The following is a 26,382-nucleotide window of genomic DNA, read 5'->3' as shown; positions in this document are numbered from 1 at the left end:
GACGGGATGTAGAGCAGCCAGCGGTCGCCCGGCTTCATCATCGACAGGGCCTCGACCCAGCCGCGGATCAGGCGGTTGGACGGGAAGACTTCCGGCGCGCCGCGCTGGAAGGCACTGTCGAACATCTCGCCTGTGTCGGCGAGGCGGCCTTCATAATAGACGACAACATCCTGCCCGTTGGCCGGGCTTGCACCGGTCTCGTCGCCACTGGCCAGCACGACATATTCGAGGCCGGAGCCGGTCTTCTTCACCTCCGGTGCGTCATGGTTCCACGGCGTATACTTTTCCCATGCCGCCGTATCGACGGATTTCGGCTCCATCAGGTCAACAAGGTCGACCAGGAAGACGAGATCGTCGCCCGGCTTGATGACCGAACCGGGACGCGGGCTGTCGCCATAGGCCAGCTTGCTGGGGATGTAGAACAGGAACTGGTCACCCTCATGCATCTTCTGCAGGCCGATGGTCCAGCCGGGGATGACCTGGTTCAGGCGGAACATGGCCGGCTTGCCGCGATCGAAGGAGGAATCGAACTTGTCGCCATTCGCCGTGCGGCCTTCATAATTGACGCGCACAAGATCGCTGGGGGTGGGGCTCGGCCCCTCGCCGTCGCCTTTCCGGATCACGATCCATTGCAGGCCGGAATCATCTGTCTGGATGCCTTTGGCATCCGGGTTCCATGGCATGTGCTGCTCGAACACCGCGTCGACATCGGTCGGCGCTTTTTCGCCTGTACAGGCGGCGATCAGGGCGAGGGCGGCACTGGCCGCAACAGCGAGAATGCGCTTCATCAGGAGGCTCCGTTTCGGCTTCTCTATCGGTCAGAGGGTCTAGGCCGCTTCCGGGGCGAAGTCACCCGCCCCGGCCAGCCTCAAACATTACAGATGTCACATGCTGCGCGGCGGATAGCCCGCCATGGTCAGCGCATCGACGACTTCCTGCGTGTGCTGGCTGTCGCGGGTCTCGATCAGGATGTCGAACTCCGCGCCCTTGGCCGGCACGTCCAGCGCGATCCGGTTGTGCGCGACTTCCATGATGTTCGCGCCCTGATCGCCGATGATCTTGGACACCAGCGCCAGAAGGCCCGGCCGGTCGTCGCCGATGATGCGGATGCGCGCGAGGCGGTTCTCCCGCACCAGCGCCCGCGTCAGCACCGAAGCCAGCAGCCGTGTATCGATATTCCCGCCACAGAGCACGAGGCCGACTTTCCGGCCATAAAACCGCGTCGGATGCGCCAGCAGTGCCGCAAGGCCGGCGGCCCCTGCCCCTTCCGCAATCGTTTTCTCGATGTCGGCATAGAGCGTGATCGCCCGTTCGAGGTGCTCTTCCTCGACCAGCAGGATGTCGTCCACCAGTTGTTCGGCGAACTGGCGGGTCAGCTTGCCGACCTCTTTCACCGCGATGCCCTCGGCGATTGTGGCGCCGCCCATTTTGGGCGTCTTGCCATTCAGTGCCGCGTGCATGCACGGATACATCGCCGCTTCGACGCCGAAGACCTTGATGTCCGGCTTCAGCGCCTTGGCCGCTGTGGCGATGCCGCTGATCAGGCCGCCGCCGCCGATCGGCACGACCAGCGTGTCGAGGCCGGGATTGGCTTCCAGCATTTCCAGCGCGATGGTGCCCTGCCCGGCAATGATGTCCGCATCGTCGAAGGGATGGATGAAGGTCAGCCCTTCTTTCTCGGCCAGCTCCAGCGCATAATCCTTTGCCTCGTCGAAGATCAGGCCTTCCAGCACCACGCGGGCGCCATGGTCGCGCGTGTGCTGCACCTTGTTGAAGGGCGTCGTCTCGGCCATCACGATGGTCGCCGGAATGCCGAGGCGGCGGGCATGATAGGCCACGCCCTGCGCATGGTTTCCGGCAGAGGCTGCGATCACGCCGCGCTTCTTCTGGTCGTCGGTCAGCTTGGACAGCTTGTTCAGCGCGCCGCGCTCCTTGAAGGCGGCGGTGTACTGGTGGTTTTCGAACTTCACCCACACTTCGGCGCCCGTGATCGAGGACAGCGTCTTCGAATGGCTGAGCGGTGTGTTCTGGACCTGGCCTGCAATAATCATTGCAGCGGCTTTCACATCATCCAGTGTGACGGGAAGGCTTGGGCGCTGCGTATCGGCCATGGTTTCGATCCTCGGGGTTAAAGCGCGCGCACCCTATGCCCGAGCCTGTGGAAGAGCAAGCAGGATGGGGAGTCCGTGGAGCCTCCCCCGGGACGGACACTCGCTGCCCCTCCGGAGCGGGCCACAACGGAATCTCAAGAATTCAGACGCCCAATGCCGCCCGGATACGGCCGGAGAAAGCAGGGATATGTCAGAAATCAAAACCAGGCTCACAGAAGAGCTGGAAAAGCTGGCTGATTCCTACAAAGTCTGCGGCATCGTCGATCAGACCGGGTGCGTTTATCCGCTGGGCGCTGACACGAAGGTTCTGAGCACGGTCTTTGAACTGGTCAGCCGTCCGGCCGTATATGCCGCAGCAAAAGCGCTGAACTATGAATGTGTTGAGCCTGCGGTTCAGAACCATTATCCGGATTTCACCTTCCACCGGGGCCTCGAGGCCGGCGGGAAAATCGCCATCGACATCAAGACGACCTACCGTATCCATGATGACGACCGGTTCCGCTACACGCTCGGCGGCTACACCAGCTTCATCCGGCCCGGCAACGAGAAGAAGAGCATCGTCTTCCCGTTCGACCAGTATTCGGAGCATTGGGTGATCGGCTTCGTCTATAACCGCATCGCGGAAAAAAAGGCACAGGCCGCACACAAATTCGGTGTGGACCAGCTTGAAGACATTCCTCTTCCGTTCGGCAATGTCGAAGTGTTCGTCCAGGAAAAGTGGCGGATTTCATCCGATCGCGCTGGGAGTGGCAACACGACCAATATCGGCTCCATCAATGGAACGATTGATGATTTCCGTGCCGGCAACGGCCCCTTCACATCCGAGGAAGAGTTTCTCGCCTACTGGCGCGCCTATGGCCGCACGAAAGCAGATCGCAGCAATTTCTCAAACATCGCTGAGTTCCGACGTCTCGAACAGGGGTAATGGCGCTTCATCTGCCTGCACCGGCTCACCGGGCGGCGCGGCTGCGCAGGGAGACAGGATGACAACTTCCGTCATCTCATTTCTGAGGGCCTCCTGCGGGCCGACATGATAGAAGTGAGACATCGTGCGCCACGCATAGTCCGGGAACCAGCGGTCGACATAATCATTACGCCGGTACTTGTTCTCCAGCCAGTTTGACAAGGCGAAGGATCCGTCCGTGCCAATCAACGCCTGCGCAAGATCATCAGACTCTTCATCGGTGAAACCATTGTAATAGTCCGTATGCCGACCGACATAGGGCGGGTCGCAATAGATGAGGTCACCAGACCTGGCCCCGGCAATCGTTATCCGCCAGTCCTGCGCCACGAATTCCCAGTCCTTCCCGTCCATCGCGCGGCGCGCCCACTCGACCTGATTCACAATCTTGGTGACCAGCGCAGGACGGAAGCGTTCAGGTTTCCGGCAAAACGGCACATTGAACCCGCCCTTTTTGTTGAACCGCATCATTCCGTTGAAACAGGACCGGCTGAGAAAAAGGAAGTCCAGAGGCGCGCCTTGTTCATTGAAACGGTCGCGGATGGCATAGTAGTGGGACTCACCCTTATCGAGCAGTTCAGCGCCTTCGCGCTCAAGAAACTTGCGCACTGCGGGTCCGGTAATCGAGCCTTCCTGGATACCCCGGTAAAGGGCAATCATGTGCTCGTTCGTATCGGCGAGTAAGGCCCGCTGGGGCGCGATGTTCAGCGCCACAACGGCAGACCCCAGGAACGGCTCGATCCAACGCCCCTTCCCATCCCACGCGATGGACCGGGCGATCAGCGGCACGAGCTTTGTCTTGATGCCCTGCGTTTTAATGGGCGGGGCTTTCGGCACAATGGAGCGAGGCAAGAATGTCAAAAGCGCAGCCCTTTGCAACATGTTCCCGATTCATTCCCGTCTACACGAATTCATCCGGCCCGGCTATGTTCACCAGTGAAGTTTATCCCGCTGGACGCATCCGGCAGGTGCCGTGGTTACAGGGGCTGGCAAGACCACACACAGGCTGGAAAGAGGACAAATTCGTGAAATTGGCAATTGCCCGAATTGGCGGCTTCCTCATCGATTATATCGTGCTGGCGGGCTACGCAGTCCTGCTCTCCCTGATCGTCACCACATGCCTGAGCAATAGTGCGATCATTCCGGGTGAAGACAGCCCGAGAACACACGCGCACCTGATGGGGTTCGTCACGCTGACTCTGCCGGTCTGGCTATATTTTACGCTTCAGGAAGGCAGTTCGAAACGCGCGACGATCGGAAAGCGCCTCCTCCGTCTTCAGGTCAACGCACTGCCGCCCAAATCCATGACGATCCTCCGAGCGGGCATAAGAAACGCCGTAAAGTTTTTACCATGGGAGATCGCGCATGCAGCTATCTGGTACGTACCCGGACGCCCGTTTCTGGACCCGATGCCAACAGCGAACCTGATCATCTGCTTCACCGCCTGCCTTGCCAGTCTCAGCTATCTCGCGTCCCTGTTCTTCTTCGGCGGCCGCACCCCCTATGACCGTCTGGCCGGAACAGTCGTAACCGGAGCGTCTACTCCGTCTCCATTCCCGCGATCCACTGATTGATCAGATCTATCCCTACCGGGTCCGGCAGGGTCCGGCCGAGTTCCGGCATGGCGATGCCGGGTTCGGTGGAGGCCATGCGGAAGGCGAGAATGGACTCCTCCGGGTGCCCCGGATCGATGACATAGTGGCGGTCGCCGGAGCCCCTTCCCGCGGCCGTCGGATGCTTCTTGAGGCCAAGGCGCGTGGGCGAGGTTTCTTCCAGCATCAGCCACAGGCCGGAATTGGACGCAGACCCGCCGGGATTGTGGCAATGGCCGCAATTGATATCCAGATAGCCGCGCGCCCGCACATCAAGCGGCAGGCTCACATCCATCGCATCCGGCGCCGCCTTCAGGCCCAGCGGTACGCCGTCCAGAATGCCGGCTGACACCCAGTCCGACAGCTGGTCCACACCGGCCGGCCCCGGATGATCGAGGTTGCGCAGTTTCGGCCCGATCGGTTCCACCACATCGCCGCTCTGATGGCAGGTCTTGCACTGGTTCTTGTTGGGCACTTCGTAATGGATCTCCAGCGGCTCGCCCTGCGGACTGATCGTCTCGATCGTCCGGCGCGCGCCGACCGGGGCGTATGTCGCCTGTGTGCCGGCCTCGTTCCAGACATAGGGGAACGCCGCCCAGCCATCGGCCTTGCGGATGATCACCCGCGTTTCGACCTTGAAATTCCCGGTTTCCGGATCCCGCAGGTCTGGCGCAAATGCAAAAGTCTTGATCAGCGCCGTGCCGACCGGAAACTCCGGCAGGCCCGCGCCATCAGCCTTCGCGATCTCGCCCGGCGGGACATAGATAAACCGGTGCTTGTCCGCATCGTCCGAGAAGAGCGGATTGATCAGGTCATAGGCTTTGACCTGCCTGGCCGGATGATCGGCCCCGGCATCGGTAAAAAAGCCGTAGTCGGACAGGACCGGCGCAGGCTTCTCCGCCAGAATGGTTTCAAGATCAGGCCCGGGAGGCGCCGCGGCCTGCCCTGCCCCGCAAGCGGCGAGGGCGAGACAGGCAAACGGCCAGGCGATCCGCATGATCAGGACTTGTCCTGCGGCAGCACGACCGGATCCCGTTCCGCGACCGGTGTGGAGGCGGGCCGGTCCATGCTGGGCCGCATGTTGGCCGGATTGATCGGGTATTCGCCAAGGCCGATATTGATGAAGCCGACCTCCGGCGCCTCATTGATAACGAGGTTGACGGTCTGGTCTTCCCCGCCATCCCAGCGGGTCACGCCATCGGTCATGATGGCCGGCAGCTGACCGCCCAGCGCCGCGGCGATTGGCGTCAGCATGCCCTGCGGATCATCCAGCCCGCCTTCATACGTGTTGCCAGCGATGGTGATGTCGTTCAGCAGCGGATTGTAGTTTTCATCCGTGAACGGTTCTGTATAGGCCGTCAGCATGACATGCACGCTGCGATTGTCCTTGAAGCGGTTGCCTGAGACATAAACGTCGGAATTGGCCATCACGATCAGGCCCGTGCCGCTCGGCACGCCCGCCACGATATTGCCGACCGGGGCGAAGTTTTTCGTATTATTCTCGACAATGTCATTGTCATAAACGCGCGTGGAGTGCCCGCCCATCACCGGCAGGTCCGGCAGGTCGAAGACGAGGATGCCGCCCGCATTATGGCGCGCGATATTTCCGTACACGTCGGCATAGGAAGAGTTCTCGATCTCGATCCCGGCGACATTGTATTCGGCGACCGAGTCGCGAACGATGATGTTCTGCGACTGGCCGACATAGATGCCCGCATCCGAGGCACCGCGCACGGTACAGTTCTGCACCAGCACATCGGTCGACTCGACCGGATAGATGCCATAGGCGCCATTCGTCTCGTCCGGCTCGCCCGACCATTCCACCGTCAGATACTGATAGGTGATGCGGTCCGAATCCTTGGATTTGATGCCGTCACCCTTCGTGTCGCGGATGCCGAAATCTGTCAGCACGACATCATCGGCGGTCACCAGCAGGCCTTCGCCCGCGCCGGTCTGTCCGGCAAAGTCGAGGATCGTCTTGCCTTGCCCCGCCCCTGCCAGGGTCACGCCGTCGACATCCAGCGACAGGCCGGTCGTGAACTCAAAGGTCCCTTCCGGCATGACGATCGTCTCGCCGGGCTCGGCCTCGATCAGGGCGAGCTGGAGATTTTCGGCAAAGTTGCCTTCGGCAGACACATGGGTCATGCCGTCCTGCGGCAGTTCGGCACCCGGGCCGGTCTCCGGCGCAGGTGCTTCCTTTTTCGAACAGGCGGCGGGCGCCAGAATTGCGGCAATCGCCGCTGCCAGAATGATGGGTCTCATGCCCTGTATCCTCCCCGGATCTTGGTTGACGCCAGTGTCAACTTCAGCGGGGCAATTGGCAAGGGCCGTAAAAGAAAGCCCCGCCGGCATCTCTGCGGGCAGGGCGTATATGGTCCATACATGGTCTATATATGGTGTTCTTTATGGTCCTTTAGTGCACGCTGACCGGGGTCAGGTCATGCATCCGGGCCGCTGCGAAAGCGGCGTCGCGGCCTTCCACGATGGCCAGTTGCTGGCCGTCGGCAGAGGACACAATGAACAGGTCTTCCGGCCGGCCGATCCCTTCAAGGGCATTGGCGGGCACGAGGTCCTGCACTTCGTCTGCACCCAGGTGGCGAATGTAGACGATGGGGTCCGCATCGAAGCGGGGTGTGGTTTCGTCGTTCAACATGTCGGCACTCCTTTCCGTCGCACGACAGATACGGCGAACATGAGGTCCCTGTTGGGCACCTTTCGTTCCCTATCAAGGTGGGGGTCAATTGTGGCGCTTCAAGTGCTGTGATGCGGTCTCTTCAAGGCGGCCGATCACGGAAAATTGCTGTCTCTTCCTCGCATTATATGCTGTGTCTGCTGCACAACCGCACGACACATCCTCCCAGGGACCGAGATATGCCAGCCGACTTCCTCAGCCTCTACCTGCCGAATTTGTTACTGATCCTGTCCGTCTTCATTGTCGGCGCGGCCAGCCCCGGCCCGGCGACGCTGATGATCATGAACGTCTCCGCCCGCGAAGGCCGGGCGGCGGGCGTGATGCTTTCACTGGGAATTGTCACCGGGTCGGTCTTCTGGGCCTGCGTGGCGGCGCTCGGCTTTGTCGCGGCGTTGAAGACGTCCATTCTGTTCTTCACCGCGATGAAGATGGCGGGCGGGCTCTACCTGCTCTTTCTGGCTTTCAGGGCGTTCCGGTCTGCCAGCCGCAAACCTGCAGCAGGCGTGACGGAGGCTACGCCCGTAACGATCTCCCACAGCCTGCAATACCTGCGCGGCCTGCTGCTGCACCTGACCAATCCGAAAGCGCCGCTGGTCTGGATGGCGACCCTGTCGGTCGGCGCAGCGACCACGGCCCCGCCGGTCTTCCTGTTCACCGCCGTCGCGCTGTGCGCACTCGCCGGAACGGGCGTGTTTGTGGGCTATGCCTGCCTGTTTTCGACACGATCAGCGGTGGCGGCCTACAGGAAAATGCGCCGCCCGTTCGACCTGGTGATCGGAACGCTGTTCGGCGCAGCCGGAATCAAGCTGCTGACGCTGAAATCAGCTTAGAAACCGCCTGAATTCCCTGCAAATCATGCCCCCCCTGGCCCGGTCATCCGCCCATGGCTCTAGAGGCGGGACCATCTGGCCAATCCAGTTGAAAGCCCCCTTGGGAGCCAACGCATTGCGGACTTGCCGACAAGTATCAGGACCAGCCCGGCCGTGACCAGGAATGCCGAGAAAAGCTCTCCTGCTCCGGCCGTTTCGCCAAGCGCAACCACGCCGAGGCCAAGCGTGACCACCGGGATAAGCGCAGGCAGGGTCGCGCCGGTGACCGTTCCAAGCAATTCGGCAGACCGGTTGAAGGCATAAATTGCCACAACGCTGACGAGAACACCCTGAAACCCGGCCTGCACCAGGACATCCGCGAGCGGAGCATTGAAGATCTGCTTGGGCAGGACAAGAATATAGACCGGCAGATAGAAAACAGCCGACCCAGTCGCGACGATGGCCGTCGCTTTCAGCGCTGGGATAGCCGCATGACGGGTGATCAGAACATAAGTTGCCCACATGATGCCTGTGCCGACCAGAATCAGATGACCTGCCGCGATGCGCCCGCCAGCACAGGTGAACAGCACGATTCCCATTGCCGTAATCACCAACCCGGTAAACCGCAGGCCCTCAATCCGGTCACCTGTCATGATCCGGCTCAGAAGAACCGAAACAATGGCCATCACACCGGGATTGAGGGCCCCGGCTGCAGCGGCAGGGGCAGTCTTCAAGGCAAGGGAAATCAGCAACACGTAGGGCGCGCCAAACGTGATCACCATTGCCGCGCCCCCTGTCAGCCCCAGCCCGTCAGGACCGGCACTTCCCCGGATCGCCACCGGCGCGAGGATCAGAGCAGCCACGCCGAACCGTAACATTGTCAGGTCGTACGCGTTCAGGCTCGTCGTCACACCAAGGCGCAACATGATCAGGGAGCCTGACCAGACCGCAATCGCCACAGCAGCCCATCCGAGGCCTAACAGTCTGTTCCGCAAAATGATCGACATATCCTGTTCCCGCCTTGAGGGTCAGAGAATAAGCTTTGAATTCAGATCAGAAAAACCGTATGATCTGAACCTATGGTTCAGGAAAACAGAACAACAAAAAGTGCTGCAGAGCGCGTCCCGGCGAACCGGACCTTCAATCTGGATGCCCTGCGCAGCTTTGTTGCAATATGTGAAACCGGTTCCTTCAGGCGCGCCGCAAAGCAGGTGAGCAAGTCCCCTTCGGCCGTCAGTCTCCAGATCGGGAAACTCGAAGAGCTGCTGGACACGCGCCTGCTGGACCGGGATGCACGCCATGTCATGCTGACGGCCCAGGGCGAGTCCCTGCTTGGACAGGCCCGGCGCCTGTTGGGCCTGAATGACGAGACAATTGCCCTCTTCCGCCGGTCTCCGGTCGCAGGCCGCCTGCAGCTGTCCGCGCCGCACGATCTTGGCGTGTCTCTGGTGCCCGGCCTTCTGCGGCGCCTTGCCGAAACGCATCCGGACGTTCACGTCGATGTACAGCTGGGGACAAGCGAAAGCGTCCACAGGAACATCTCGGAGGGCTCCGCCAATCTGGCGCTGTTCAACGATGTGGGAACATCCGCAATCAAGGCGCGCGACCTTTTCTCGGAGCCGCTGAAGTGGCTGGTTCTGGATGGCGGACGCGCCGCCGGGCAGGATCCGCTTCCCCTTGCTGTCGCAGAAGTCGGATGTGCGTGGCGCGAGGCAGCGCTTCACGCCCTCCAAAAGGCAAACCGGGCCTACCGGGTCGCCTATTCGAGCGACACATCCATGGGACAGGTTGCAGCCCTGCGCGCCGACCTGGCGGTCGCGGCGCTCCCTCTTTCACTTGCAGATCGTGACCTGGTCGAAGCCCCCGCGCATTACAATCTTCCGCCCCTGCCCCTCACCCATATCCGCATGGCTGATGATGGCACTGAGCTGGCGAAGATTTTTGCCGGTCTCGTTGTGGAGGCCATGCGCTCGCCCAGACGGCGTCAGAACAGCTTCAGTCCGCAGCGGGCTTCACCAGACTTGTAAACAGGCGCACAATCTCCAGCAGGACGGCAATCAAGCGGCCTGACGGGAATATTGATAGGCCGATTTCCGGGAAGGAAAATGGTGGAGCCAAGGGGAGTCGAACCCCTGACCTCTTGCATGCCATGCAAGCGCTCTCCCAACTGAGCTATGGCCCCGGACCGGGAAGAGCGGGGTTTATCCCCCCCTCTTCCGGCTTTCAAGTCTATTTCTCATCTTCCTCGTCATCATCGAGGGTAAGATCGTCATCATCATCGCCGTCGTCGTCGATTTCGAAATCATCGTCGTCATCGTCGGGCAGGATGATGTCGTCATCATCGTCATCGTCGACGCCGTCTTCGTTGAAGCCGCTCGGCACTTTCGCGCCGGATTCGTCGTCTTCCTCGTCGTCGCCGCCTTCGAGGATCACTTCGTCGTCGTCTTCGCCGAGTTCCTTGGCTTCTTCCTCGTCGTCGCCTTCATCCTCATCGTCGGAATCGTCGTCGTCGCGGGCGGCCGTCGCCTTCTCGTCCTCCTCGTCGTCATCCTCATCATCGTCCTCGGCCTTGACCGCGGCGCGGGCGGCCTTGGCTTTCACCTTGGTGATGGTGGTGCGGATGACCTCGTCTTCAGGATCGAATTCCTCACCGCACTTCGGGCACACGGCCGGGCGTTTGTTGAGGTCGTAAAAACGGGCTTCGCAGGACGGGCAAACCTGTTTGGTTCCAAGCTTGTCTTTCGACACGGGCGACACGCCTCCTCGTTGGATTTCTGGATTTTGATCTGGGCGGCGCTTGCCATGAACGTCGCGCGCTGTCAAAGCCCCAATTCACGCAAAAATTCAGCTCGGAATTCTTCATGGTCTGGACCAGCCGTCCCGTCAAATCCCTTAAAGGCGCCGTCCGGGCCCCCGGGGACAAATCCTGCAGCCACCGCGCCCTGATTTTCGGGGGGCTCGCAGAGGGCACCAGCCACTTCACCGGCATGCTGGAAGGCGACGATGTCCTGCGCACCGGCGCGGCCATGTCGGCCCTCGGCGCGGACGTGAAACGCCTTGGCGGCGGGGCCTGGGAAGTGACCGGCGTCGGCACCAAAGGCCTCTCCTCGCCTGCAGGCGTTCTGGACTTCGGAAATTCCGGCACGGGCTCGCGCCTGATGATGGGCGTAATGGCAGGCCACGCTCTCACGGCAGAGCTGACCGGCGACAAGAGCCTCTGCTCCCGCCCGATGAACCGCATCCTGACCCCGCTGCGCCAGATGGGCCTGAAGGATACCGCCGGCCCGGACGGGCGCCTGCCCTTCTCCCTGACCGGCTCAAAAAACCTGCAGGCGATCACCTACGCGCCGCCGCAGGCCTCTGCGCAGGTGAAGTCCGCCGTCCTGCTGGCGGGCCTCTCGGCCAACGGCACGACCATAGTGGAAGAAGCCAAACCCACCCGCGACCATACAGAACGCATGCTGCGTGGTTTCGGCGTGGATGTTGGCGTGGAGCGCAAGCCGGGCGAGCCGACGCGTATCTCAATCAAAGGCGGCCAGACGCTGCGCGCCATCGAAGCCGCCATTCCGGGCGACCCCTCTTCTGCCGCCTTCCTGGTTGCGGCGGGCATTCTCTCCCCGGCCAGCGACGTTCAGGTCGACGGCGTCATGTCGAACCCGACCCGGTCCGGCTTCTATGATGTCGCAAACCTGATGGGCGCGCATCTGGGCGCCGAAGAGGCTGGCGAAGCCGCCGGCGAGCGCCAGATCAATATCGCGTCCGGCTATGCGCAGCTCAAAGGCATCCACGTGCCGGAGCGCTATGTCGCCGCCATGATCGACGAATTCCCGATCCTCGCCGTGCTCGCCGCCTTTGCCGAGGGCGAGACGGTCGTCACCGGCGCCGAGGAACTGCGCGTGAAGGAATCAGACCGCATCGACGCCACCGTCGCCATGCTGCGCGCCAATGGCGTCGAGGCGGAAGGGACGCCGGACGGCTTCATCGTGCAGGGCTGCGCCGGCAAGGTGCCGGGCGGCGGCCTCGTCCAGACCCATCACGACCACCGCATCGCCATGAGCGCCCTCGTCATGGGCACCGCCACGCAGAACCCGGTGCGCGTCGACGACATCTCCATGATCGATACATCGTATCCGGACTTCCTGGCCCACATGGCCACGCTGGGGGCGGATATTTCGGAGGGGTGAGAAGGCTGGCGATCGCCGGACTCGGCCATCAAGCATTGCGCAAGTAGTGGCCCGATTAAGTCTCACTCCAGACATTGCAAATCAATACCGGCGCTTCAGATTGATCCCACGAAGCGACATTCCGTCAGCTCGCCACTAAGCAGAAGTTCAGCGCACGCCGTGCGACGTACCTAAGGAGCGTTCAAGCGCCGAACGACTTCTTCTAGCAGCCGATCAAGGTCCTGTTTAAAATCTACCTGTGTTGCAGTTGGCAAGCTTTCGATTTGCCGAATTTGCTGATGCAAATTGTAGTCTGCAATGTTCTTGAGAGATGATTCCAAATTTACCAGAGACTTTTTGAGAGACTTGTCCGCGGCGAGATTATTGGCAACCTCGGCGAAATTCTTGCAGCCAAAGGCGGGCGGAACGTGATTGGCAATCGTCCGCACCAACATCGCGACCGTCAGGAAGCAATCATTGGCGTGTGCGACATTCAATTCGTGGCAGAGTTGAGCAAGTCGTGTTGAATCAAAATGCGATCTGGAAGCGGATCGAATCTGCGCGAGACGTGTGCCATCCACATACGCAGGCAAGATTGCACCATCCTTTTTTGGCGTCGCCGTTCTCCGACGAATGCTGTTTACGGCCGCCTCGACGGAGGCCAACGTATCGCTTACCCCAGCGTAGGATGGTGAGCCGAGATAATTTTGTACGGAGCCGTTGGCCGCCATTGCGAGCGCATGAGAGAAGGAATTCAGAGGCCCGAACATTTGATCCATGATGTCTTTGGCTTCGTGCGTGAGGCGTTTGAACAAGCGCTCGTCATCGCTGGCGATGTGAATTCCGCTTCGATCATGCGTGAAACGCTCTAGGATCGCCTCTAGCTGTTTCGCGATTTCTTCAAGGTCTGCCTCAGCCGCCATTTCTCACGCCTCGGACTCACGATTTGTCATCGCTTGTCACTGCTCTTGCAACAAACTCCTCGGTTCAATCGTAGGCCCGCCCGGGTGGTCAAGCCATTTCGAGAAATCGTGGGGTAGCTTACCCTTCCCCAATACCTGCTCTCCAAGGCGAGTCTTGATCGCCGCGCTTCAGAATTTGCCCGCTTCTCAGAAGCGCCGCCGCCAAAGCGCAATAGCCGAAATCGGGTACAAAGCGGACATATGGCGGGCAAAAAGCTCGAGGCAGAAATGGACTAATAGTCGCCGTTCGTGAGCCCACTTCGGCAGCAGACCCATGCCCTGCCTATGAAGAACAGCCCCACGCTGATACGTCTCTTCCATTCGCCTGAACCAGACAGCGAAACGAAGTGACCTCTGATGCCCCGTCTCGTTCTTTATCCCGGCAGCCTGCTCGACATTGAGACGGAGGTGATCGTCAATGCCGCCAATTCCAGCCTGATGGGCGGCGGCGGGGTGGATGGTGCGATCCAATATGCCGCCGGGCCTGCGCTGAAGGAAGCCTGCCGTCCGCTCGCCCCCTGCCCGCCGGGGGAACTGCGCGTCACCGAAGGCTTCGGCCTTGCCCCGCGCCTCATCTTCCACACGGTCGGCCCCATCTGGCATGGTGGGCAGAATGGCGAGGCGGACATTCTGGCGAACTGCTACCGCAATTGCCTCACCGAGCTTTCGAACCGCGGCCTTCGCCGCATCGTCTTCCCCGCCATCTCGACCGGCGCCTATGGCTACCCGCCCGCGCAGGCCGCCCACATCGCCGTCACCATCTGCGCCCGCCACCCGGCCGCCCGCGACGCCGACATCGTCTTTGCCGTGATCGACCCGCAAAACCGGGCCGCAATCGCTGCCGCGCTGAACGCCGTCCGCTAGTCCCCTGCCCCAGCGGCAGAATTGACGTCTCCGTGCCCTGCGCCAAAGTGCGGGCATGACTGATCTTTCTTCTCCCCTGACTCTCGCCCATGGCCCGGCCATGAAGAACCGCTTCATGCTGGCGCCGCTGACCAACCTTCAGAGCAACGCCGACGGCACGCTCAGCGATGACGAGTTCCGCTGGCTCACCTATCGCGCAGAGGGCGGCTTCGGCCTCACCATGACCTGCGCGGCGCATGTGCAGGCCATCGGCCAGGGCTTCCCCGGCCAGCTCGGCATTTTCGACGACAAGCATCTGCCGGGCCTGACGCGCCTTGCCGAGGCGCTGAACAGGACCGGTACGCATTCGGTCGTCCAGCTGCACCATGCGGGCATGCGCTCCCCTGCAGACCTGATCGGCGAAGCGCCGGTCTGCCCGTCTGCCAATGAGGAATTCGGTGCCCGCGCCATGACGGGCGATGAAGTGAAACAGGCCTTCGACGATTTCGTCACCGCCGCGAAACGGGCCGAGAAAGCCGGGTTCCACGGCGTGGAACTGCACGGCGCCCATGGCTACCTGATCTGCCAGTTCCTCAGCGGCGAGGTGAACCTGCGCGAGGATGAATGGGGCGGGTCCTACGAGAACCGCGTGAAGTTCCTGATGGAGATGATCGATGCGGTGCGGAGCGAGTGCGGCAAGGACTTCTCCCTCGGTGTACGCCTGTCGCCGGAACGCTTCGGCATGGACCTTGGCGAGATCCGCCGCCTGGCGGGAGAGATCATGACCGGCGGCAAGGTCGACTATCTCGACATGTCTCTGTGGGACACATTCAAGGAACCGCAGGACGAAGCCTTCAAGGGAAAGCGTCTGGTCGACTGGTTCACGGACCTGCCGCGCGGTGACTGCCGCCTTGGCGCGGCGGGCAAGCTGACCACCGGCAAGGCCTGCCGGGACGCGATGGAGGCCGGGCTCGACTTTGTCGTCGTCGGGCGCGGCGCGATCCTGCATCATGACTTCCCGGAGAAGGTGCTGGCCGATCCGGACTTCACCCCCATCGCCCTGCCCGTGCCCGAAGCGCATCTTCGCGCCGAAGGGCTGGGCGATGCGTTCGTCAGCTACATGAAGTCATGGAAAGGCTTCGTCGAAGAGACCGCCTGATCACCCTATGATCCGGCATAGTCAGATATAATCAGGAGGAAACACCATGCAGATCACCAATGACACCGCAGCTGTCGTCACCGGCGGCGCCTCGGGCCTCGGCCAGGCCACCGCCCGCGCCCTCGCCAAGGCCGGGGCCAAGGTCGCCATTTTCGACATCAATGAAGAAGCCGGCGAAGCTACCGCCAAGGAAATCGGCGGCGTCTTCTGCAATGTGAACATCATGGACGAGGATTCCTGCGTCGCCGGCTTCGAAAAGGCCCGCGCCGCCAACGGACAGGAACGCATCACCGTCCACTGCGCCATGGCGGCCAAGGGCGGCAAGACGCTGTCCTGGGACAAGGAAAACGCCCGCTACAAGCGCCTGCCGACCGAAGACTACGCCTTCGGCGCGCAGGGCGTGCTGGTCGCCTCCTACCGCATCGCCTCGCTCTCCGCGCTCGGCATGTCGTCCCTGCCGGAACTGGAAGACGGCGAACGCGGCTGCATCACGCTGACGGCGTCGGTCGCGGCGCAGGACGGCCAGATCGGCCAGGTGGTCTATGGCTCGTGCAAGGCTGGCGTGAACGGCCTCGTCCTGCCCATGGCGCGTGACCTGATGGACATCGGCATCCGCGTGAACTCGATCATGCCGGGCATTTTCGCGACACCGCTGATGCTGCGCGCGCCGGACAAGGTGCTGAACAGCCTCGCCGCGTCCGTCCCCTTCCCCAAACGCCTCGGCAAACCGGAAGAATATGCGTCGCTGGCCATGGAGCTCGCCCGCAACACCTATTTCAACGGCCAGTGCATCCGCCTCGACGGCGCGATCCGCATGGCGCCGCGTTGATCGATTGCTCGCGGCGGTTCCCGGGCCTCTGGCCCGGGGCCGCTGCGCCTTCGCTTCGCTCGTGAAGTGCTTCTCCAATACTCCTCCAGCTTGACTTCCCGCGCACCTTCACCCAATCCCCGCGCCCATGATCATCGCGATTGACGGCACGACGGCCTCCGGGAAAGGCACCATCTCCAAGCGGCTCGCCGCCTGGTATGGCCTGCCACACATGGACACCGGGCGCCTCTACCGCGCAACCGCCGTCGCCGCCCTGAAGAAAGGCGTGGCGCTGGACGATGAGGACCGGCTCGAAAAAGTCGCCGCATCGCTCGACCTCGATGATTTCGATGAGGCCGAATTGCGCACCGCCGAGGCCGGTAAGGCCGCCTCGAAAGTCAGCGCACTCCCAAAGGTCCGCCAGGCTTTGTACGAGCTGCAACGCGCCTTCGCCCTGCAGGACGGCGGCGCCCTCCTCGATGGCCGCGACATCGGCACGGTGATCGCTCCGGACGCCGATGTGAAGCTGTGGGTTGATGCCGATGTCGAACAGCGCGGCTACCGGCGCTGGCGCGAACTGCTCGGCTTCGGCGAGGACGTTTCCCTCGAACAGGTGATCCAGCAGCTGCGCGAACGCGACCAGCGTGACCAGAACCGCAAGGATGCCCCGGCCACAATGGCGGCAGATGCCGTCTTGATCGATACCACCGACCTCACTATAGAGGCCGCAGTGGAAAAGGCGCTGGCAGCCGTTGAGGCCGTCCTCGCCCGTGGAACCCGCACCTGAAGGGGCTTTCTCCTGTAAATACAGGGGGCCTCAAATCCAAACAGGCTGCACCACTGAAGATTAAAGAGACCACGCTCTCGGGTCGATCCAGCAGGCCGCAATGGTGCGCGCCTGCCTTGAACCGTTCGCCCCGCCTCAGGAACCTTACATGACTGACTCAATGAACCCCTCCACCGACGATTTCGCCTCCATGTTCGAATCGTCGGCTGCGGCGTCGGCAATGCAGGAAGGCCAAGTCGTTCCGGCTACCGTCATCCGCATTGAAAACGATGCCGTGCTCGTCGACATCGGCCTGAAAACCGAAGGCCGTATTCCGCTTCGCGAATTCTCGATGGAAGACGACCAGCCGAAATCCGGCGACATCGTCGACGTCTATCTCGACCGTATTGAAAACGCCCTTGGCGACGCTGTCCTGTCCCGCGACAAGGCCCGCCGCGAAGAGCGCTGGATCAAGCTCGAAAAGAGCTTCAACGCCAACGAACCGGTCAAGGGCGCAATCTCCGGCCGCGTCAAAGGCGGCTTCACCGTCGACCTCGGCGGCGTCAACGCCTTCCTTCCGGGCTCCCAGGTGGACATCCGCCCGGTCCGCGATGTCGGCCCGCTCATGGGCGAAGTTCAGCCCTTCGCTGTTCTCAAGCTCGACCGTTCGCGCGGCAACATCGTTGTTTCGCGCCGTGCCATCCTGGAAGAGAGCCGCGCCGAACAGCGTGCGGAAATCGTGTCCGACATGGCCGAAGGCGACGTCCGCAAGGGTATCGTCAAGAACATCACCGACTATGGTGCGTTCGTCGACCTTGGCGGCATCGATGGCCTGCTGCACGTCACCGACATGTCCTACAAGCGCATCAATCACCCGTCGCAGGTGGTTGAAGTCGGCCAGGAAGTCGAAGTCCAGATCATCAAGATCAACCCGGAAACCCAGCGTATCTCGCTCGGCATGAAGCAACTCGGCGCCGATCCGTGGGATGGCATCGATGTGCGTTACCCGGTTGGTGCCCGCCTCAAGGGCGTCGTCACCAACATCACCGACTACGGCGCCTTCGTGGAGCTGGAAGACGGTGTCGAGGGCCTGATCCACGTCTCCGAAATGAGCTGGACCAAGAAAAACGTGCACCCCGGCAAGATCCTGTCGACCTCTCAGGAAGTCGATGTGGAAGTGCTGGACGTCGATTCCGAGAAGCGCCGCATCTCGCTCGGCCTGAAGCAAACCATGGACAATCCGTGGTCGGCCTTCCTGGCAGAGCATCCGATCGGCACCGAGATCGAAGGCGAAGTCCGCGGTATCACCGAGTTCGGCCTGTTCATCGGCCTCGGCCCGGACCTGGACGGCATGGTTCACATCAACGACATCTCCTGGGATCAGTCGGGTGACCAGGCTATCGAAGCCTACAACAAGGGCGACGTGGTCAAGGCGAAAGTGCTCGACGTCGACGTCGACAAAGAGCGTATCTCGCTGGGTATCAAGCAGCTGGCAGGCGATCCGATGGAATCGCTCAACACCGGCGGCGTGAAGCGTGGCGCGACCGTGACCTGCACCGTCACCGAGATCACCTCGGGCGGTATCGAAGTCGAATTCGGCGAGCCGGCCATGAAGTCGTTCATCCGCCGCTCCGATCTGTCGCGTGACCGCGCAGATCAGCGTCCGGAACGCTTCGCTGTCGGCGACAAGGTCGACGCCAAGGTGATTCAGGTCGATCGTGGCTCGCGCCGCGTGTCGCTCTCGATCAAGGCCTTGGAAATTGCCGAGGAAGCCGAAGCCGTCGCACAATACGGATCGGCTGATGCCGGTGCGTCGCTGGGCGACATTCTCGGCGCGGCCCTGGCCTCTTCGGGCGCCGGCAAGGAAGACGCTGCCCCGGCAGCTGCTGCTTCCGGCGATGCCGATGCGAACGGCCGCCTGGCCGCTCCGCAAGGCGACGCAGACGATCTGAAACAGATCAAAGGCGTTGGCCCGGCCTTCGAGAAGAAGCTGAACGATGCAGGCGTCTTCCACTTCTGGCAGATCGCTTCCATGACGGACGATCAGCTGGCAGCTCTGGAAGAAGAAGTCGGCACATCCGGCAAGGGTGCTGACTGGAAAGCTGAGGCAGAAGCCCTTAAGGGCTGAGCCGGGTAAGGCCGGCCCGCTGGGGCCGGCAGCACCTGCATTCTAAATTTGATGAAATGTTTGCGGCGGGGGCCTAGCGCTCCCGCCGCAAATGCGTTTTATATCAAAGGGATGCTGAAGTCAGAACTTATCGCAAAACTCGCGACGGAATACGCTCACCTCCGCCAGGAAGATCTGGAAAAGGTCGTGAATGTGATCCTGGACGAGATCGCCGCCGCGCTCGCCCGCGGTGACCGTGTTGAGCTGCGCGGCTTCGGCGCGTTCTCTGTCCGCCAGCGAGATTCCCGCAAGGGGCGTAACCCGCGGACCGGGGAACCGGTGGAGGTTCCGGCCAAGTCTGTCCCCTTCTTCAAGGCCGGCAAGGAATTGCGCGCCCGCGTCAATGGCGGCGAAGACCCTGAGGCGAGATAGGCCTCTCAAGCGCCCCCGAAATACGATCTGCCTTGACCGGTTTGCCAAATAATAGGATCAAACCGGTAGGTATCTAGGCTCGGAGCCTCAGGAGGGGAAACTCAAATGCTCAAGGAATTCAAGGAATTCGCCCTGAAGGGCAATCTGATCGACATGGCCGTCGGCTTTGTGATGGGCGGCGCCTTTGCCACCGTCGTCACCGCCTTCATTCAGGGCGTGTTCCTGCCCCTTCTCGCCCCGGTCATGGGCGGGATCGACCTGTCGTCGATCTCCTTCACGATCACACCGGAAGTCGTCAACGAGGCCGGCGAAGTGGTGAAACCTGCCGCGATTGTCGAGCTCGGCAATTTCATCTCCGCCATCATCTCCTTCATCATCGTTGCCTTCGTGATGTTCCTGATCATCAAGGGCATGAACAATCTGAAGAAGAAGGAAGAAGCTGCCCCGCCGCCGGCTCCGCCGCGCCAGGAAGTGCTTCTGGAAGAAATCCGCAACCTGCTGGCCAAACAGTCCAGCTAGGCCCTGCGGTCACCGTGTTCGGGTTCTGTTAAGGTTCAAGAACCATACTCCCGGACAGTAGAGTACGCGTAGAGTGGAAAGGGCGGCCTGATTGGCCGCCCTTTTTTCGTGTCTGGTCAAAATTTTTGGGTGGTGTCAGACCGGCTCTTCGCCATTCTTCGACAGGACTTCCCCCGCAAGATAAAGCGACCCGCAGATCAGGATCCGGTCTGCGCCGGTTTCAGCAGCCGCCTTGAGACCCGCTTCCAGACTCTCGCACGCCACTGCCTCAAGTCCTGCGGTGTTGGCGGCTTCCGCCAGTTCCTGCGGTTCCGCGGCCCGGTGGCCCGGCGCATTCGGCACGGTGAACACCGGCGGGCGCAGGGACCGGAACGGCAGGAAGAACCCTGTCGCATCCTTGGACGCCAGCATGGCCGAGACAAGGACGGTCTTTCCTTCCTGCTTTGCCAGATGCCGGGCAATTGCCCGGGCGGCGTGCGGATTGTGACCGCCGTCCAGCCAGACTTCCCTGCCCGGAACGAGTGCCGTCAGCGGGCCATCCTGCAGACGCTGCATCCGGGCCGGCCAGGTCGCGGTGCGCGCGCCTTCGAAGATCGCTTCTTGCGGGATGCGGGTGGAATTACCGAACAGCTGCATCGCCATCGCGGCAAGTGCCGCATTGGCCCGCTGATGCTCACCTATAAGTCCGATATGATCCGGCATGGCATCGATATAGTGCGCCTTGAGCTTGTAGAGCGGCGCCCCTTGTTTCGCCGCTTCGGCCGTGATGACGTCGTCACAGACCTTGCGCTGAATGGCGCTCAGCACCGGACGGCCGGGCCGGATGATGCCCGCTTTCTCGCCCGCAATCTTGCGGATGTCGGAGCCGAGAAACGCCTTGTGATCGAAGTCCACCGGCGTGATCACACACAGCGCAGGCTGCTCGATCACATTCGTAGCGTCATACCGCCCGCCAAGGCCGACTTCGAGGATCAGCAGGTCCGCAGGCACTTCGGAAAAAGCCAGCAGCGCCGTCGCCGTCGTCGCCTCGAAATGCGTGATCTCCTGGCCCTTGATGGCCTCATAAGTCCGCTCCAGCCAGTCGATCAGGCGGGCATCATCGACGATTTCGCCTGCCAGCCGGATCCGTTCATTGAAGCGGACAAGGTGCGGACTGGTGAAGACATGGACTTTCAGGCCTGCTGCTTCGGCCATGGCGCGCATGAAGGCGGTCGTCGAGCCCTTCCCGTTGGTTCCAGCGACGTGAATGACCGGCGGCAGGCGATCCTGCGGCCGGCCGAGTGCCTCAAGCGCAGCCTCGACCCGTCCCAGCGACAGGTGAATGGTTTCAGGATAGAGCCCTTCGAAACGCTTCAGCGCTGCGGCAAGGGCCGCACTGTCTCCGCTCAATCAGTCTTGCCCTTGGCAACGTGCGTTTTGGGCGGATTGAGCGAGGCCGGCATGCTGTCGCTGGCGCGGCGCGATTTCGGCATCAGCATGGACAGGACGCGCGAGAGCGTGTCCTTCATCTTGCGGCGGTCGACCACAATGTCGACCTGGCCTTTTTCACGCAGGAATTCAGACCGCTGGAAGCCTTTGGGCAGGCTCTCGCGGATCGTCTGTTCGATCACGCGCGGGCCGGAAAAGGCGATCATCGCGCCGGGCTCGGCAATGTGGACATCACCCAGCATGGCGTAGGACGCCGAGACACCGCCGGAGGTCGGGTCGGTCAGCACGACGACATAAGGCAGTTTCGCTTCGCCCAGTTCATTGATGGCGAGCGTCGTGCGGGGCATCTGCATCAGGCTGAGCGTGCCTTCCTGCATGCGCGCGCCGCCGGATGCGGTGCAGACGACAAAAGCGGCCTTGCGGGCCAGCGCCATATGGGCCGCGGTGATGAACCCCTCCCCGGCTGCCATGCCAAGCGAACCGCCCATGAAGGCAAAATCCTGGACCAGCACGACCGCAGGCACACCGCCGATCTTGCCATAGGCGGCCACCATGCAGTCATCCTGCAGCAGCGGCGCGCCGCCGCCTTCGGTTTCTTTCTTTTCGCGGGCCGCGATCTTGGCCTTGGCCGCCTTCAGGCGGGCCGGATAGGGCTTGTCGTCCTTGAATTTCAGCGGGTCCATGGCGACGCCCGGCAGCTCGATCGGTTCCCAGCGTTCATCATCGAACAGGAGGCGGAAGCGCGTGCGTGGCGAAATCCGCAGGTGTGCGCCGGCTGGCGTCACATGCCAGTTCTCTTCCAGGTCGGTCTTGTAGACCAGCTCACCGGACAGCGGGCATTTGACCCACAGGTCATCCGGCGTGTCACGCTTGGTCAGCATGGTCTTCAGGCCAGGCGGGGTGACCTTGTTGATCCAGTTCATCCGACAACCTCCACGGCTGTAACAGCCACTACGGTTTGGCGACCCCTGCGATCGCCTTGCTCAGTTCCTTGGCCAGAGCCCCCATGCCCTGGGGTGCGCGGGCCAGATCCCCTGATTCGTGAGCCGCCTCTGCATGCTCCACGAAAGCACTGCCTACGACAACCCCATCGGCTATTTTAGCCATTTCCGCAGCCTGTGCACCGGTTTTTACACCAAAGCCAACACAAACTGGCAGTCCTGAAACGCGCCGGGCCATCTCAATGTTCCCTGCAATGACGGTAGGATCGGCGCTTCCAGCGCCCGTCACACCGGTCACGGAGACGAAATACAGAAAGCCGGAAGCGCCTTCGGCCACCTTCTTCATCCGGGCCTCATGCGTGGTCGGCGTCGCCAGACGGATCACGGAGAGGCCGTATTTGGCGTACTCATCCCGCAGCGGTTCATCTTCTTCCGGCGGCAGGTCGACAATGATCGTGCCGTCGACACCGGCCCCATGCGCCGCCTCTGCAAAGGCCCCATAGCCCATGGAATGGACCGGGTTGGCATAGCCCATGATGATCAGCGGCGTGGTCTGGTCGGTTTCACGGAACCGGGCCGCGAGTGCCAGCACATCCGTCAGCTTTGTCTTCGCCGCCAGTGCGCGCAGGCCTGCCCGCTGGATTGCCGGGCCATCGGCCATCGGGTCGGTAAAGGGCGCGCCCAGCTCGATGATGTCGGCGCCATTGTCGCGCAGGGCGCAGAGCGCCTGATAGCTCGTCTCAAGGTCGGGGTCGCCCGCCATGAGATAGGAGACCAGGACTGCGCGCTTTTCCGCCTTCGCGCGGTCGAAGGCAGCGGTAATACGTTCCGTTGGCATCAGCTTTCCGTGTTTTCGTGGACCCAGGCGGCATAAGGCGCGTGCGCCTCAAGGCACGGCAGCGCCACCATGGCCGGGACATCATAAGGGTGATGGGTGAGGACGAGCGCCTCGATCCGGTCCCAGTTCGCCTTCGGCGCCTTGAGCCAGAGAATGTATTCAAACGCCTGCTCCACCACGCCTTTCCAGCGATAGGTGGACGAGACCGGGCCTTCCAGATTCGCGCAGGCCGCCAGCTTGTGCTCGACAGCGGCATCGCCAATGTCTTCGGCCACCCGCTGCGAGGGGCAAGTGATGCGGATAAGGAGAAGGTCGGTCATTCTGCAAACGCCTCCTGGTCACATTTTCCTATCTGAACGGCGGCCATGGGTATAACCGACAGGGAGCGTCCTTCGTATGGAATGCCGATGCCGGCGATCTGGTCCCAGTCATAGCATCGGTTGCCATCATCACCGCCAATCGGGGGATGTGCCTGCCCGCAGATGCCATTATCGGTCCATTCCGCATCCCGGATGGGTGCCGTCCGCCCATCGGCGAAACAGAGCACTGTATCGTGCGCCACGAGCGGAATCTTCTCGCCATTCTGCGCCGCCTCGAAATTCTGCTGCGTCAGCGGGACATATCTATACTTGGTCGTCGGCACGCAGGCGCCCAGCGAAACAAGAAGGATGACGGGAAGAACCTGCCTCACATGTCCACTCCGAGATGCTTGGCGACAGAAAAGACGTCCTTGTCGCCGCGGCCGCACATGTTGAGGATGATCAGGCCATCTTTGCCCAGTTCCTGTGCCACTTCACCAACACGTGCGAGCGCGTGGGACGGCTCAAGTGCCGGGATGATACCTTCGAGCTTCGTGCAGAGCTGGAACGCCTCAAGGGCTTCCTTGTCTGTTGTCGACAGATATTCGGCCCGGCCCGTGTCACGGAGGAAAGCATGTTCCGGACCGATGCCCGGATAGTCGAGCCCGGCAGAGATGGAATGCGCATCGAGTATCTGGCCGTCATCTGTCTGCAGCAGATAAGTGCGGTTGCCGTGCAGGATGCCAGGGCGTCCGCCATTGAGAGCCGCCGCATGTTCTCCCGTTTCGATGCCATGGCCCGCAGCTTCGACGCCAATCATGCGGACGCTTTCATCTTCCAGGAAGGGATGGAACAGACCGATGGCATTCGAGCCACCGCCGATGCAGGCCATGATGACGTCCGGCAGGCGCCCTTCCCGTTCAAGAATCTGCTCGCGGGCTTCCTTGCCGATGATCGACTGGAAGTCGCGCACCAGTTCCGGGTACGGATGAGGCCCGGCCACCGTGCCGATACAGTAGAACGTATTGTCGACATTGGTAACCCAGTCGCGCAGGGCCTCGTTCATCGCATCCTTCAGCGTGCCGGTGCCGGACGAGACCGGCACGATCTTGGCGCCCAGCAGGCGCATGCGGAACACGTTCGGCTTCTGGCGCTCGACATCGGTCTCGCCCATGAAGACGACGCATTCGAGGCCGAAGCGCGCGCAGATCGTCGCCGTCGCCACGCCGTGTTGACCCGCGCCCGTTTCCGCGATGATCCGCGTCTTGCCCATGCGCCGGGCGAGCAGCACCTGGCCCAGGCAGTTATTGATCTTGTGCGCGCCAGTATGGTTCAGCTCGTCGCGCTTGAAGTAGATCTTCGCCCCGCCGAAATGCTCGGTCAGGCGCTCAGCGAAATACAGCGGCGACGGGCGGCCGACATAATGGGTCCAGAGGTCGTCCATCTCGGCCTTGAATGCCGGGTCTTTCTGCGCCCGGCGGTACTCAGCTTCGAGTTCCAGGATCAGCGGCATCAGCGTTTCGGCGACATAGCGTCCGCCGAACTCACCGAACCGGCCGTTCATGTCCGGCCACTGGTCCCAGGTATTTCTAACGTCCATCATTTTCAGACCTCTTTGGCGGCGCGGAGAAACGCCCGCACCAGCTCCTTGTCCTTTAGCCCCCGCAGCCGCTCCACGCCAGAGGAGACGTCAACCGCCGGTGCACCTGTCGCAGCGATGGCTTCGGCCACATTCTCTGGCGTCAGTCCGCCTGCCAGTATCCACGGTTTCGTTGCCGTCCAGCCTTTCAGGATCGACCAGTCGAACGCCTGCCCATGCCCTCCTGTACGATCGGCATCCTTTGGTGGTTTAGCATCGATCAGCAGCCGGTCTGCAGCGGTGAAGGCCCCTGCCCCGGCTAGGTCGTCTTCCGTTTCCACACCGCACGCCTTCCAGACCTCGCATCCGGTGCGCGCAGCGATTTCGGCCACGCGGTCCGGGGTTTCCTGTCCATGGAGCTGGAGCACACGAATCCCCGTCGCGGTCACCCGGTCGATCAGCGCTTCATCGGCATCCGCCAGCAAGGCCACCGGCACGGCGCGGCCAACGCCGAGCAGCAGGGTCTCGGCCGCTTCCGGTGTGACGTAGCGCGGGCTGGCCTCGACAAAGACAAAGCCAATCCAGTCTGCTCCCTCCGCTGCGCAGAGGCGCACGAAGTCCGGATCCTTGAGGCCGCAAATCTTCACACGAGTCATGGCACCGGCGTTACGCCAGGGCGGGTATATGGGTCAATGCAGGGCAGCTGACGGGTGGTTTCAGTTCAAGATCGCATGGAAGGCCAGCATGCCTTCCTCGCCCGGGGTCACGCGCGCGAAGGTCCAGCGAACATGCGTGATCTCGTCGGCGGAGGCCATGCGGACATTGTCTCCATCCTCGATCACCAGATCATCGCGCGGCGCGAAGGACTTGCCGCCATCGACGGAGAAGTCGACAGCCGCATTGTCGGCGATCACCGAGTCATCGACATAGATCATGTCTTCCGGCACCGGGATGGTCATGACGACGCTGTCTTCCTCTTCGGCCCCTTCGTTCCGGAAGCTCACCACATAGGCGAGTTCCTGTCCGGGCTCGACGGCGTCTGCCGGCACGTATTCCGTTTCCGTCGATCCATCCTCGTATTCCATCAGGACCACCCGTTCGACCGAGGCCGAAGACAGCAGCACATCCGCTTGCGCAGGCATGACAGCAACAGCGCAGGCCGCGAGGAAGGAGAAGGACGTCGGAAGAACCTTGAACATCATGGTTAATACGGGACACGTTTTGGCTAACGATTGTGACCATCCATCACAAGCGTTAAGATTAATTAAAAGACATGCCTGATTAAGGCTTTCCTTTACCAATCCCAGCACTTGGGCAGAATATGGGCCATACCTGCTCATTTGTCCGGCAACGGATGGCCTTGCATCAATATT

Annotated in this window: 29 protein-coding genes and 1 tRNA gene; 12 read left to right on the top strand and 18 right to left on the bottom strand. The window is 61.8% G+C overall.

What is annotated here, in order from left to right; all coding sequences use genetic code 11:
- Positions 1 to 788 (bottom strand): FKBP-type peptidyl-prolyl cis-trans isomerase (locus HJA_RS10365; protein WP_035581706.1); only part of this gene is annotated, 788 nt, incomplete at its 3' end.
- A gap of 96 nt (positions 789 to 884) precedes the next feature.
- Positions 885 to 2,111 (bottom strand): threonine ammonia-lyase, encoded by a 1,227-nt coding sequence (locus HJA_RS10360; RefSeq protein ID WP_035581704.1) that lies wholly within the window; start codon positions 2,109 to 2,111, stop codon positions 885 to 887.
- 187 nt (positions 2,112 to 2,298) lie between these two features.
- Between HJA_RS10360 and HJA_RS10355 the strand changes: the two genes are divergently transcribed.
- Positions 2,299 to 3,036: a type II restriction endonuclease gene (locus HJA_RS10355; protein WP_035581701.1), complete on the top strand. Its 738-nt coding sequence runs from the start codon at positions 2,299 to 2,301 to the stop codon at positions 3,034 to 3,036.
- Here the strand turns inward: HJA_RS10355 and HJA_RS10350 are convergent.
- A complete protein-coding gene (locus tag HJA_RS10350) occupies positions 2,998 to 3,933 on the bottom strand; it encodes a DNA adenine methylase (protein ID WP_155839921.1) in 936 nt (311 codons plus the stop codon). The genes HJA_RS10355 and HJA_RS10350 overlap by 39 nt on opposite strands.
- A 164-nt stretch (positions 3,934 to 4,097) precedes the next feature.
- On the opposite strand from HJA_RS10350, the gene HJA_RS10345 reads away from it, so the two are divergent.
- Entirely contained in the window at positions 4,098 to 4,646 is a 549-nt protein-coding gene (locus HJA_RS10345; RefSeq protein WP_162177048.1) for an RDD family protein, read from the top strand.
- Here HJA_RS10345 and HJA_RS10340 read toward each other — a convergent pair.
- The 3 genes from HJA_RS10340 to HJA_RS10330 form a co-directional block, all read right to left on the bottom strand.
- Entirely contained in the window at positions 4,612 to 5,661 is a 1,050-nt protein-coding gene (locus tag HJA_RS10340; protein WP_035581695.1) for an SO2930 family diheme c-type cytochrome, read from the bottom strand. The two genes, HJA_RS10345 and HJA_RS10340, sit on opposite strands and share 35 nt — an antisense overlap.
- A gap of 2 nt (positions 5,662 to 5,663) precedes the next feature.
- Complete coding sequence (locus HJA_RS10335; RefSeq protein ID WP_035581692.1) at positions 5,664 to 6,926, bottom strand: parallel beta-helix domain-containing protein; 1,263 nt, start codon at positions 6,924 to 6,926, stop codon at positions 5,664 to 5,666.
- 151 nt (positions 6,927 to 7,077) lie between these two features.
- Positions 7,078 to 7,317, bottom strand: coding sequence for a DUF1150 family protein (locus tag HJA_RS10330; protein ID WP_035581690.1), 240 nt, complete (start codon positions 7,315 to 7,317; stop codon positions 7,078 to 7,080).
- Positions 7,318 to 7,535: 218 nt separating this feature from the next.
- On the opposite strand from HJA_RS10330, the gene HJA_RS10325 reads away from it, so the two are divergent.
- The gene (locus HJA_RS10325; RefSeq protein WP_035581689.1) at positions 7,536 to 8,186 is read left to right on the top strand and encodes a LysE family translocator; all 651 of its coding nucleotides are present in this window, start codon (positions 7,536 to 7,538) and stop codon (positions 8,184 to 8,186) included.
- A gap of 59 nt (positions 8,187 to 8,245) precedes the next feature.
- Here the strand turns inward: HJA_RS10325 and HJA_RS10320 are convergent, their stop codons facing one another.
- Positions 8,246 to 9,172, bottom strand: coding sequence for a DMT family transporter (locus HJA_RS10320; RefSeq protein ID WP_051597572.1), 927 nt, complete (start codon positions 9,170 to 9,172; stop codon positions 8,246 to 8,248).
- Between the two features lie 72 nt (positions 9,173 to 9,244).
- On the opposite strand from HJA_RS10320, the gene HJA_RS10315 reads away from it, so the two are divergent.
- Positions 9,245 to 10,192 carry a LysR family transcriptional regulator gene (locus HJA_RS10315; RefSeq protein ID WP_051597571.1) on the top strand — a complete coding sequence of 316 codons (948 nt, stop codon included), beginning with the start codon at positions 9,245 to 9,247 and terminating at the stop codon, positions 10,190 to 10,192.
- Positions 10,193 to 10,271: 79 nt separating this feature from the next.
- Here HJA_RS10315 and HJA_RS10310 read toward each other — a convergent pair.
- Together HJA_RS10310 and HJA_RS10305 are read right to left on the bottom strand one after the other, a co-directional pair.
- A tRNA-Ala gene (locus HJA_RS10310) sits at positions 10,272 to 10,347 on the bottom strand.
- 47 nt (positions 10,348 to 10,394) lie between these two features.
- Positions 10,395 to 10,913, bottom strand: a complete 519-nt coding sequence (locus tag HJA_RS10305) for a TIGR02300 family protein (RefSeq protein WP_035581687.1) — start codon at positions 10,911 to 10,913, stop codon at positions 10,395 to 10,397.
- Positions 10,914 to 11,026: 113 nt separating this feature from the next.
- Between HJA_RS10305 and aroA the strand changes: the two genes are divergently transcribed.
- Positions 11,027 to 12,349, top strand: a complete 1,323-nt coding sequence (gene aroA, locus HJA_RS10300) for a 3-phosphoshikimate 1-carboxyvinyltransferase (protein WP_035581686.1) — start codon at positions 11,027 to 11,029, stop codon at positions 12,347 to 12,349.
- 170 nt (positions 12,350 to 12,519) lie between these two features.
- Here aroA and HJA_RS10295 read toward each other — a convergent pair whose 3' ends face one another.
- Entirely contained in the window at positions 12,520 to 13,251 is a 732-nt protein-coding gene (locus HJA_RS10295) for a hypothetical protein (RefSeq protein WP_035581684.1), read from the bottom strand.
- A 396-nt stretch (positions 13,252 to 13,647) separates the two neighbouring features.
- Here HJA_RS10295 and HJA_RS10290 point away from each other — a divergent pair, with 396 nt between their 5' ends.
- The 7 genes from HJA_RS10290 to mscL all read left to right on the top strand — a co-directional run bounded on the left by HJA_RS10290 (position 13,648) and on the right by mscL (position 19,924).
- Positions 13,648 to 14,154: a macro domain-containing protein gene (locus HJA_RS10290; protein WP_035581682.1), complete on the top strand. Its 507-nt coding sequence runs from the start codon at positions 13,648 to 13,650 to the stop codon at positions 14,152 to 14,154.
- A gap of 55 nt (positions 14,155 to 14,209) precedes the next feature.
- On the top strand, positions 14,210 to 15,292 hold the full coding sequence (locus tag HJA_RS10285) for an NADH:flavin oxidoreductase (RefSeq protein ID WP_035581680.1): 1,083 nt from the start codon (positions 14,210 to 14,212) through the stop codon (positions 15,290 to 15,292).
- Between the two features lie 46 nt (positions 15,293 to 15,338).
- Complete coding sequence (locus HJA_RS10280) at positions 15,339 to 16,121, top strand: SDR family oxidoreductase (RefSeq protein ID WP_035581679.1); 783 nt, start codon at positions 15,339 to 15,341, stop codon at positions 16,119 to 16,121.
- Positions 16,122 to 16,248: 127 nt separating this feature from the next.
- A complete protein-coding gene (cmk, locus tag HJA_RS10275; protein ID WP_035581677.1) occupies positions 16,249 to 16,887 on the top strand; it encodes a (d)CMP kinase in 639 nt (212 codons plus the stop codon).
- A 148-nt stretch (positions 16,888 to 17,035) separates the two neighbouring features.
- Entirely contained in the window at positions 17,036 to 18,994 is a 1,959-nt protein-coding gene (rpsA, locus tag HJA_RS10270) for a 30S ribosomal protein S1 (RefSeq protein ID WP_035581865.1), read from the top strand.
- Positions 18,995 to 19,105: 111 nt separating this feature from the next.
- Complete coding sequence (locus HJA_RS10265) at positions 19,106 to 19,405, top strand: integration host factor subunit beta (protein WP_035581675.1); 300 nt, start codon at positions 19,106 to 19,108, stop codon at positions 19,403 to 19,405.
- A gap of 105 nt (positions 19,406 to 19,510) precedes the next feature.
- Complete coding sequence (mscL, locus tag HJA_RS10260) at positions 19,511 to 19,924, top strand: large conductance mechanosensitive channel protein MscL (RefSeq protein ID WP_035581673.1); 414 nt, start codon at positions 19,511 to 19,513, stop codon at positions 19,922 to 19,924.
- A gap of 135 nt (positions 19,925 to 20,059) precedes the next feature.
- Here the strand turns inward: mscL and HJA_RS10255 are convergent, their stop codons facing one another.
- From HJA_RS10255 to HJA_RS10220, 8 genes are read right to left on the bottom strand one after another with little or no spacing between them, the layout of a single operon-like run.
- On the bottom strand, positions 20,060 to 21,313 hold the full coding sequence (locus HJA_RS10255) for a bifunctional folylpolyglutamate synthase/dihydrofolate synthase (RefSeq protein WP_035581671.1): 1,254 nt from the start codon (positions 21,311 to 21,313) through the stop codon (positions 20,060 to 20,062).
- Complete coding sequence (locus HJA_RS10250) at positions 21,310 to 22,275, bottom strand: acetyl-CoA carboxylase carboxyltransferase subunit beta (protein WP_035581669.1); 966 nt, start codon at positions 22,273 to 22,275, stop codon at positions 21,310 to 21,312. Before HJA_RS10250 ends, HJA_RS10255 begins: the two co-directional genes overlap by 4 nt.
- A gap of 28 nt (positions 22,276 to 22,303) precedes the next feature.
- Positions 22,304 to 23,131, bottom strand: coding sequence for a tryptophan synthase subunit alpha (trpA, locus tag HJA_RS10245; protein WP_035581667.1), 828 nt, complete (start codon positions 23,129 to 23,131; stop codon positions 22,304 to 22,306).
- Positions 23,131 to 23,451, bottom strand: coding sequence for a divalent-cation tolerance protein CutA (gene cutA / locus HJA_RS10240; RefSeq protein WP_035581663.1), 321 nt, complete (start codon positions 23,449 to 23,451; stop codon positions 23,131 to 23,133). Before cutA ends, trpA begins: the two co-directional genes overlap by 1 nt.
- Entirely contained in the window at positions 23,448 to 23,822 is a 375-nt protein-coding gene (locus HJA_RS10235; protein ID WP_035581660.1) for a hypothetical protein, read from the bottom strand. Before HJA_RS10235 ends, cutA begins: the two co-directional genes overlap by 4 nt.
- Entirely contained in the window at positions 23,819 to 25,030 is a 1,212-nt protein-coding gene (trpB, locus tag HJA_RS10230; protein WP_035581863.1) for a tryptophan synthase subunit beta, read from the bottom strand. Before trpB ends, HJA_RS10235 begins: the two co-directional genes overlap by 4 nt.
- Before the next feature lie 5 nt (positions 25,031 to 25,035).
- Positions 25,036 to 25,665: a phosphoribosylanthranilate isomerase gene (locus tag HJA_RS10225; protein WP_035581657.1), complete on the bottom strand. Its 630-nt coding sequence runs from the start codon at positions 25,663 to 25,665 to the stop codon at positions 25,036 to 25,038.
- A gap of 60 nt (positions 25,666 to 25,725) precedes the next feature.
- On the bottom strand, positions 25,726 to 26,211 hold the full coding sequence (locus HJA_RS10220) for a hypothetical protein (protein WP_035581653.1): 486 nt from the start codon (positions 26,209 to 26,211) through the stop codon (positions 25,726 to 25,728).
- Positions 26,212 to 26,382 lie beyond the last annotated feature (171 nt).

The organism is Hyphomonas jannaschiana VP2, assembly GCF_000685215.1.
Lineage (GTDB): Bacteria > Pseudomonadota > Alphaproteobacteria > Caulobacterales > Hyphomonadaceae > Hyphomonas > Hyphomonas jannaschiana.
The sequence above is the reverse complement of the archived record's forward strand: the minus strand, read 5'-3'. Positions and strand labels throughout refer to the sequence as shown.

Coding starts and splice junctions, on each gene's coding strand:
- aroA (WP_035581686.1), top strand. CDS start 11,027: ATGGTCTGGACCAGCCGTCCCGTCAAATCCCTTAAAGGCGCCGTCCGG.
- HJA_RS10265 (WP_035581675.1), top strand. CDS start 19,106: ATGCTGAAGTCAGAACTTATCGCAAAACTCGCGACGGAATACGCTCAC.
- HJA_RS10340 (WP_035581695.1), bottom strand. CDS start 5,661: ATGCGGATCGCCTGGCCGTTTGCCTGTCTCGCCCTCGCCGCTTGCGGG.
- HJA_RS10315 (WP_051597571.1), top strand. CDS start 9,245: ATGGTTCAGGAAAACAGAACAACAAAAAGTGCTGCAGAGCGCGTCCCG.
- HJA_RS10280 (WP_035581679.1), top strand. CDS start 15,339: ATGCAGATCACCAATGACACCGCAGCTGTCGTCACCGGCGGCGCCTCG.
- HJA_RS10220 (WP_035581653.1), bottom strand. CDS start 26,211: ATGATGTTCAAGGTTCTTCCGACGTCCTTCTCCTTCCTCGCGGCCTGC.
- HJA_RS10335 (WP_035581692.1), bottom strand. CDS start 6,926: ATGAGACCCATCATTCTGGCAGCGGCGATTGCCGCAATTCTGGCGCCC.
- cmk (WP_035581677.1), top strand. CDS start 16,249: ATGATCATCGCGATTGACGGCACGACGGCCTCCGGGAAAGGCACCATC.
- mscL (WP_035581673.1), top strand. CDS start 19,511: ATGCTCAAGGAATTCAAGGAATTCGCCCTGAAGGGCAATCTGATCGAC.
- rpsA (WP_035581865.1), top strand. CDS start 17,036: ATGACTGACTCAATGAACCCCTCCACCGACGATTTCGCCTCCATGTTC.
- HJA_RS10355 (WP_035581701.1), top strand. CDS start 2,299: ATGTCAGAAATCAAAACCAGGCTCACAGAAGAGCTGGAAAAGCTGGCT.
- cutA (WP_035581663.1), bottom strand. CDS start 23,451: ATGACCGACCTTCTCCTTATCCGCATCACTTGCCCCTCGCAGCGGGTG.
- HJA_RS10225 (WP_035581657.1), bottom strand. CDS start 25,665: ATGACTCGTGTGAAGATTTGCGGCCTCAAGGATCCGGACTTCGTGCGC.
- HJA_RS10320 (WP_051597572.1), bottom strand. CDS start 9,172: ATGTCGATCATTTTGCGGAACAGACTGTTAGGCCTCGGATGGGCTGCT.
- HJA_RS10295 (WP_035581684.1), bottom strand. CDS start 13,251: ATGGCGGCTGAGGCAGACCTTGAAGAAATCGCGAAACAGCTAGAGGCG.
- HJA_RS10360 (WP_035581704.1), bottom strand. CDS start 2,111: ATGGCCGATACGCAGCGCCCAAGCCTTCCCGTCACACTGGATGATGTG.
- trpA (WP_035581667.1), bottom strand. CDS start 23,131: ATGCCAACGGAACGTATTACCGCTGCCTTCGACCGCGCGAAGGCGGAA.
- trpB (WP_035581863.1), bottom strand. CDS start 25,030: ATGGACGTTAGAAATACCTGGGACCAGTGGCCGGACATGAACGGCCGG.
- HJA_RS10250 (WP_035581669.1), bottom strand. CDS start 22,275: ATGAACTGGATCAACAAGGTCACCCCGCCTGGCCTGAAGACCATGCTG.
- HJA_RS10285 (WP_035581680.1), top strand. CDS start 14,210: ATGACTGATCTTTCTTCTCCCCTGACTCTCGCCCATGGCCCGGCCATG.
- HJA_RS10325 (WP_035581689.1), top strand. CDS start 7,536: ATGCCAGCCGACTTCCTCAGCCTCTACCTGCCGAATTTGTTACTGATC.
- HJA_RS10330 (WP_035581690.1), bottom strand. CDS start 7,317: ATGTTGAACGACGAAACCACACCCCGCTTCGATGCGGACCCCATCGTC.
- HJA_RS10290 (WP_035581682.1), top strand. CDS start 13,648: ATGCCCCGTCTCGTTCTTTATCCCGGCAGCCTGCTCGACATTGAGACG.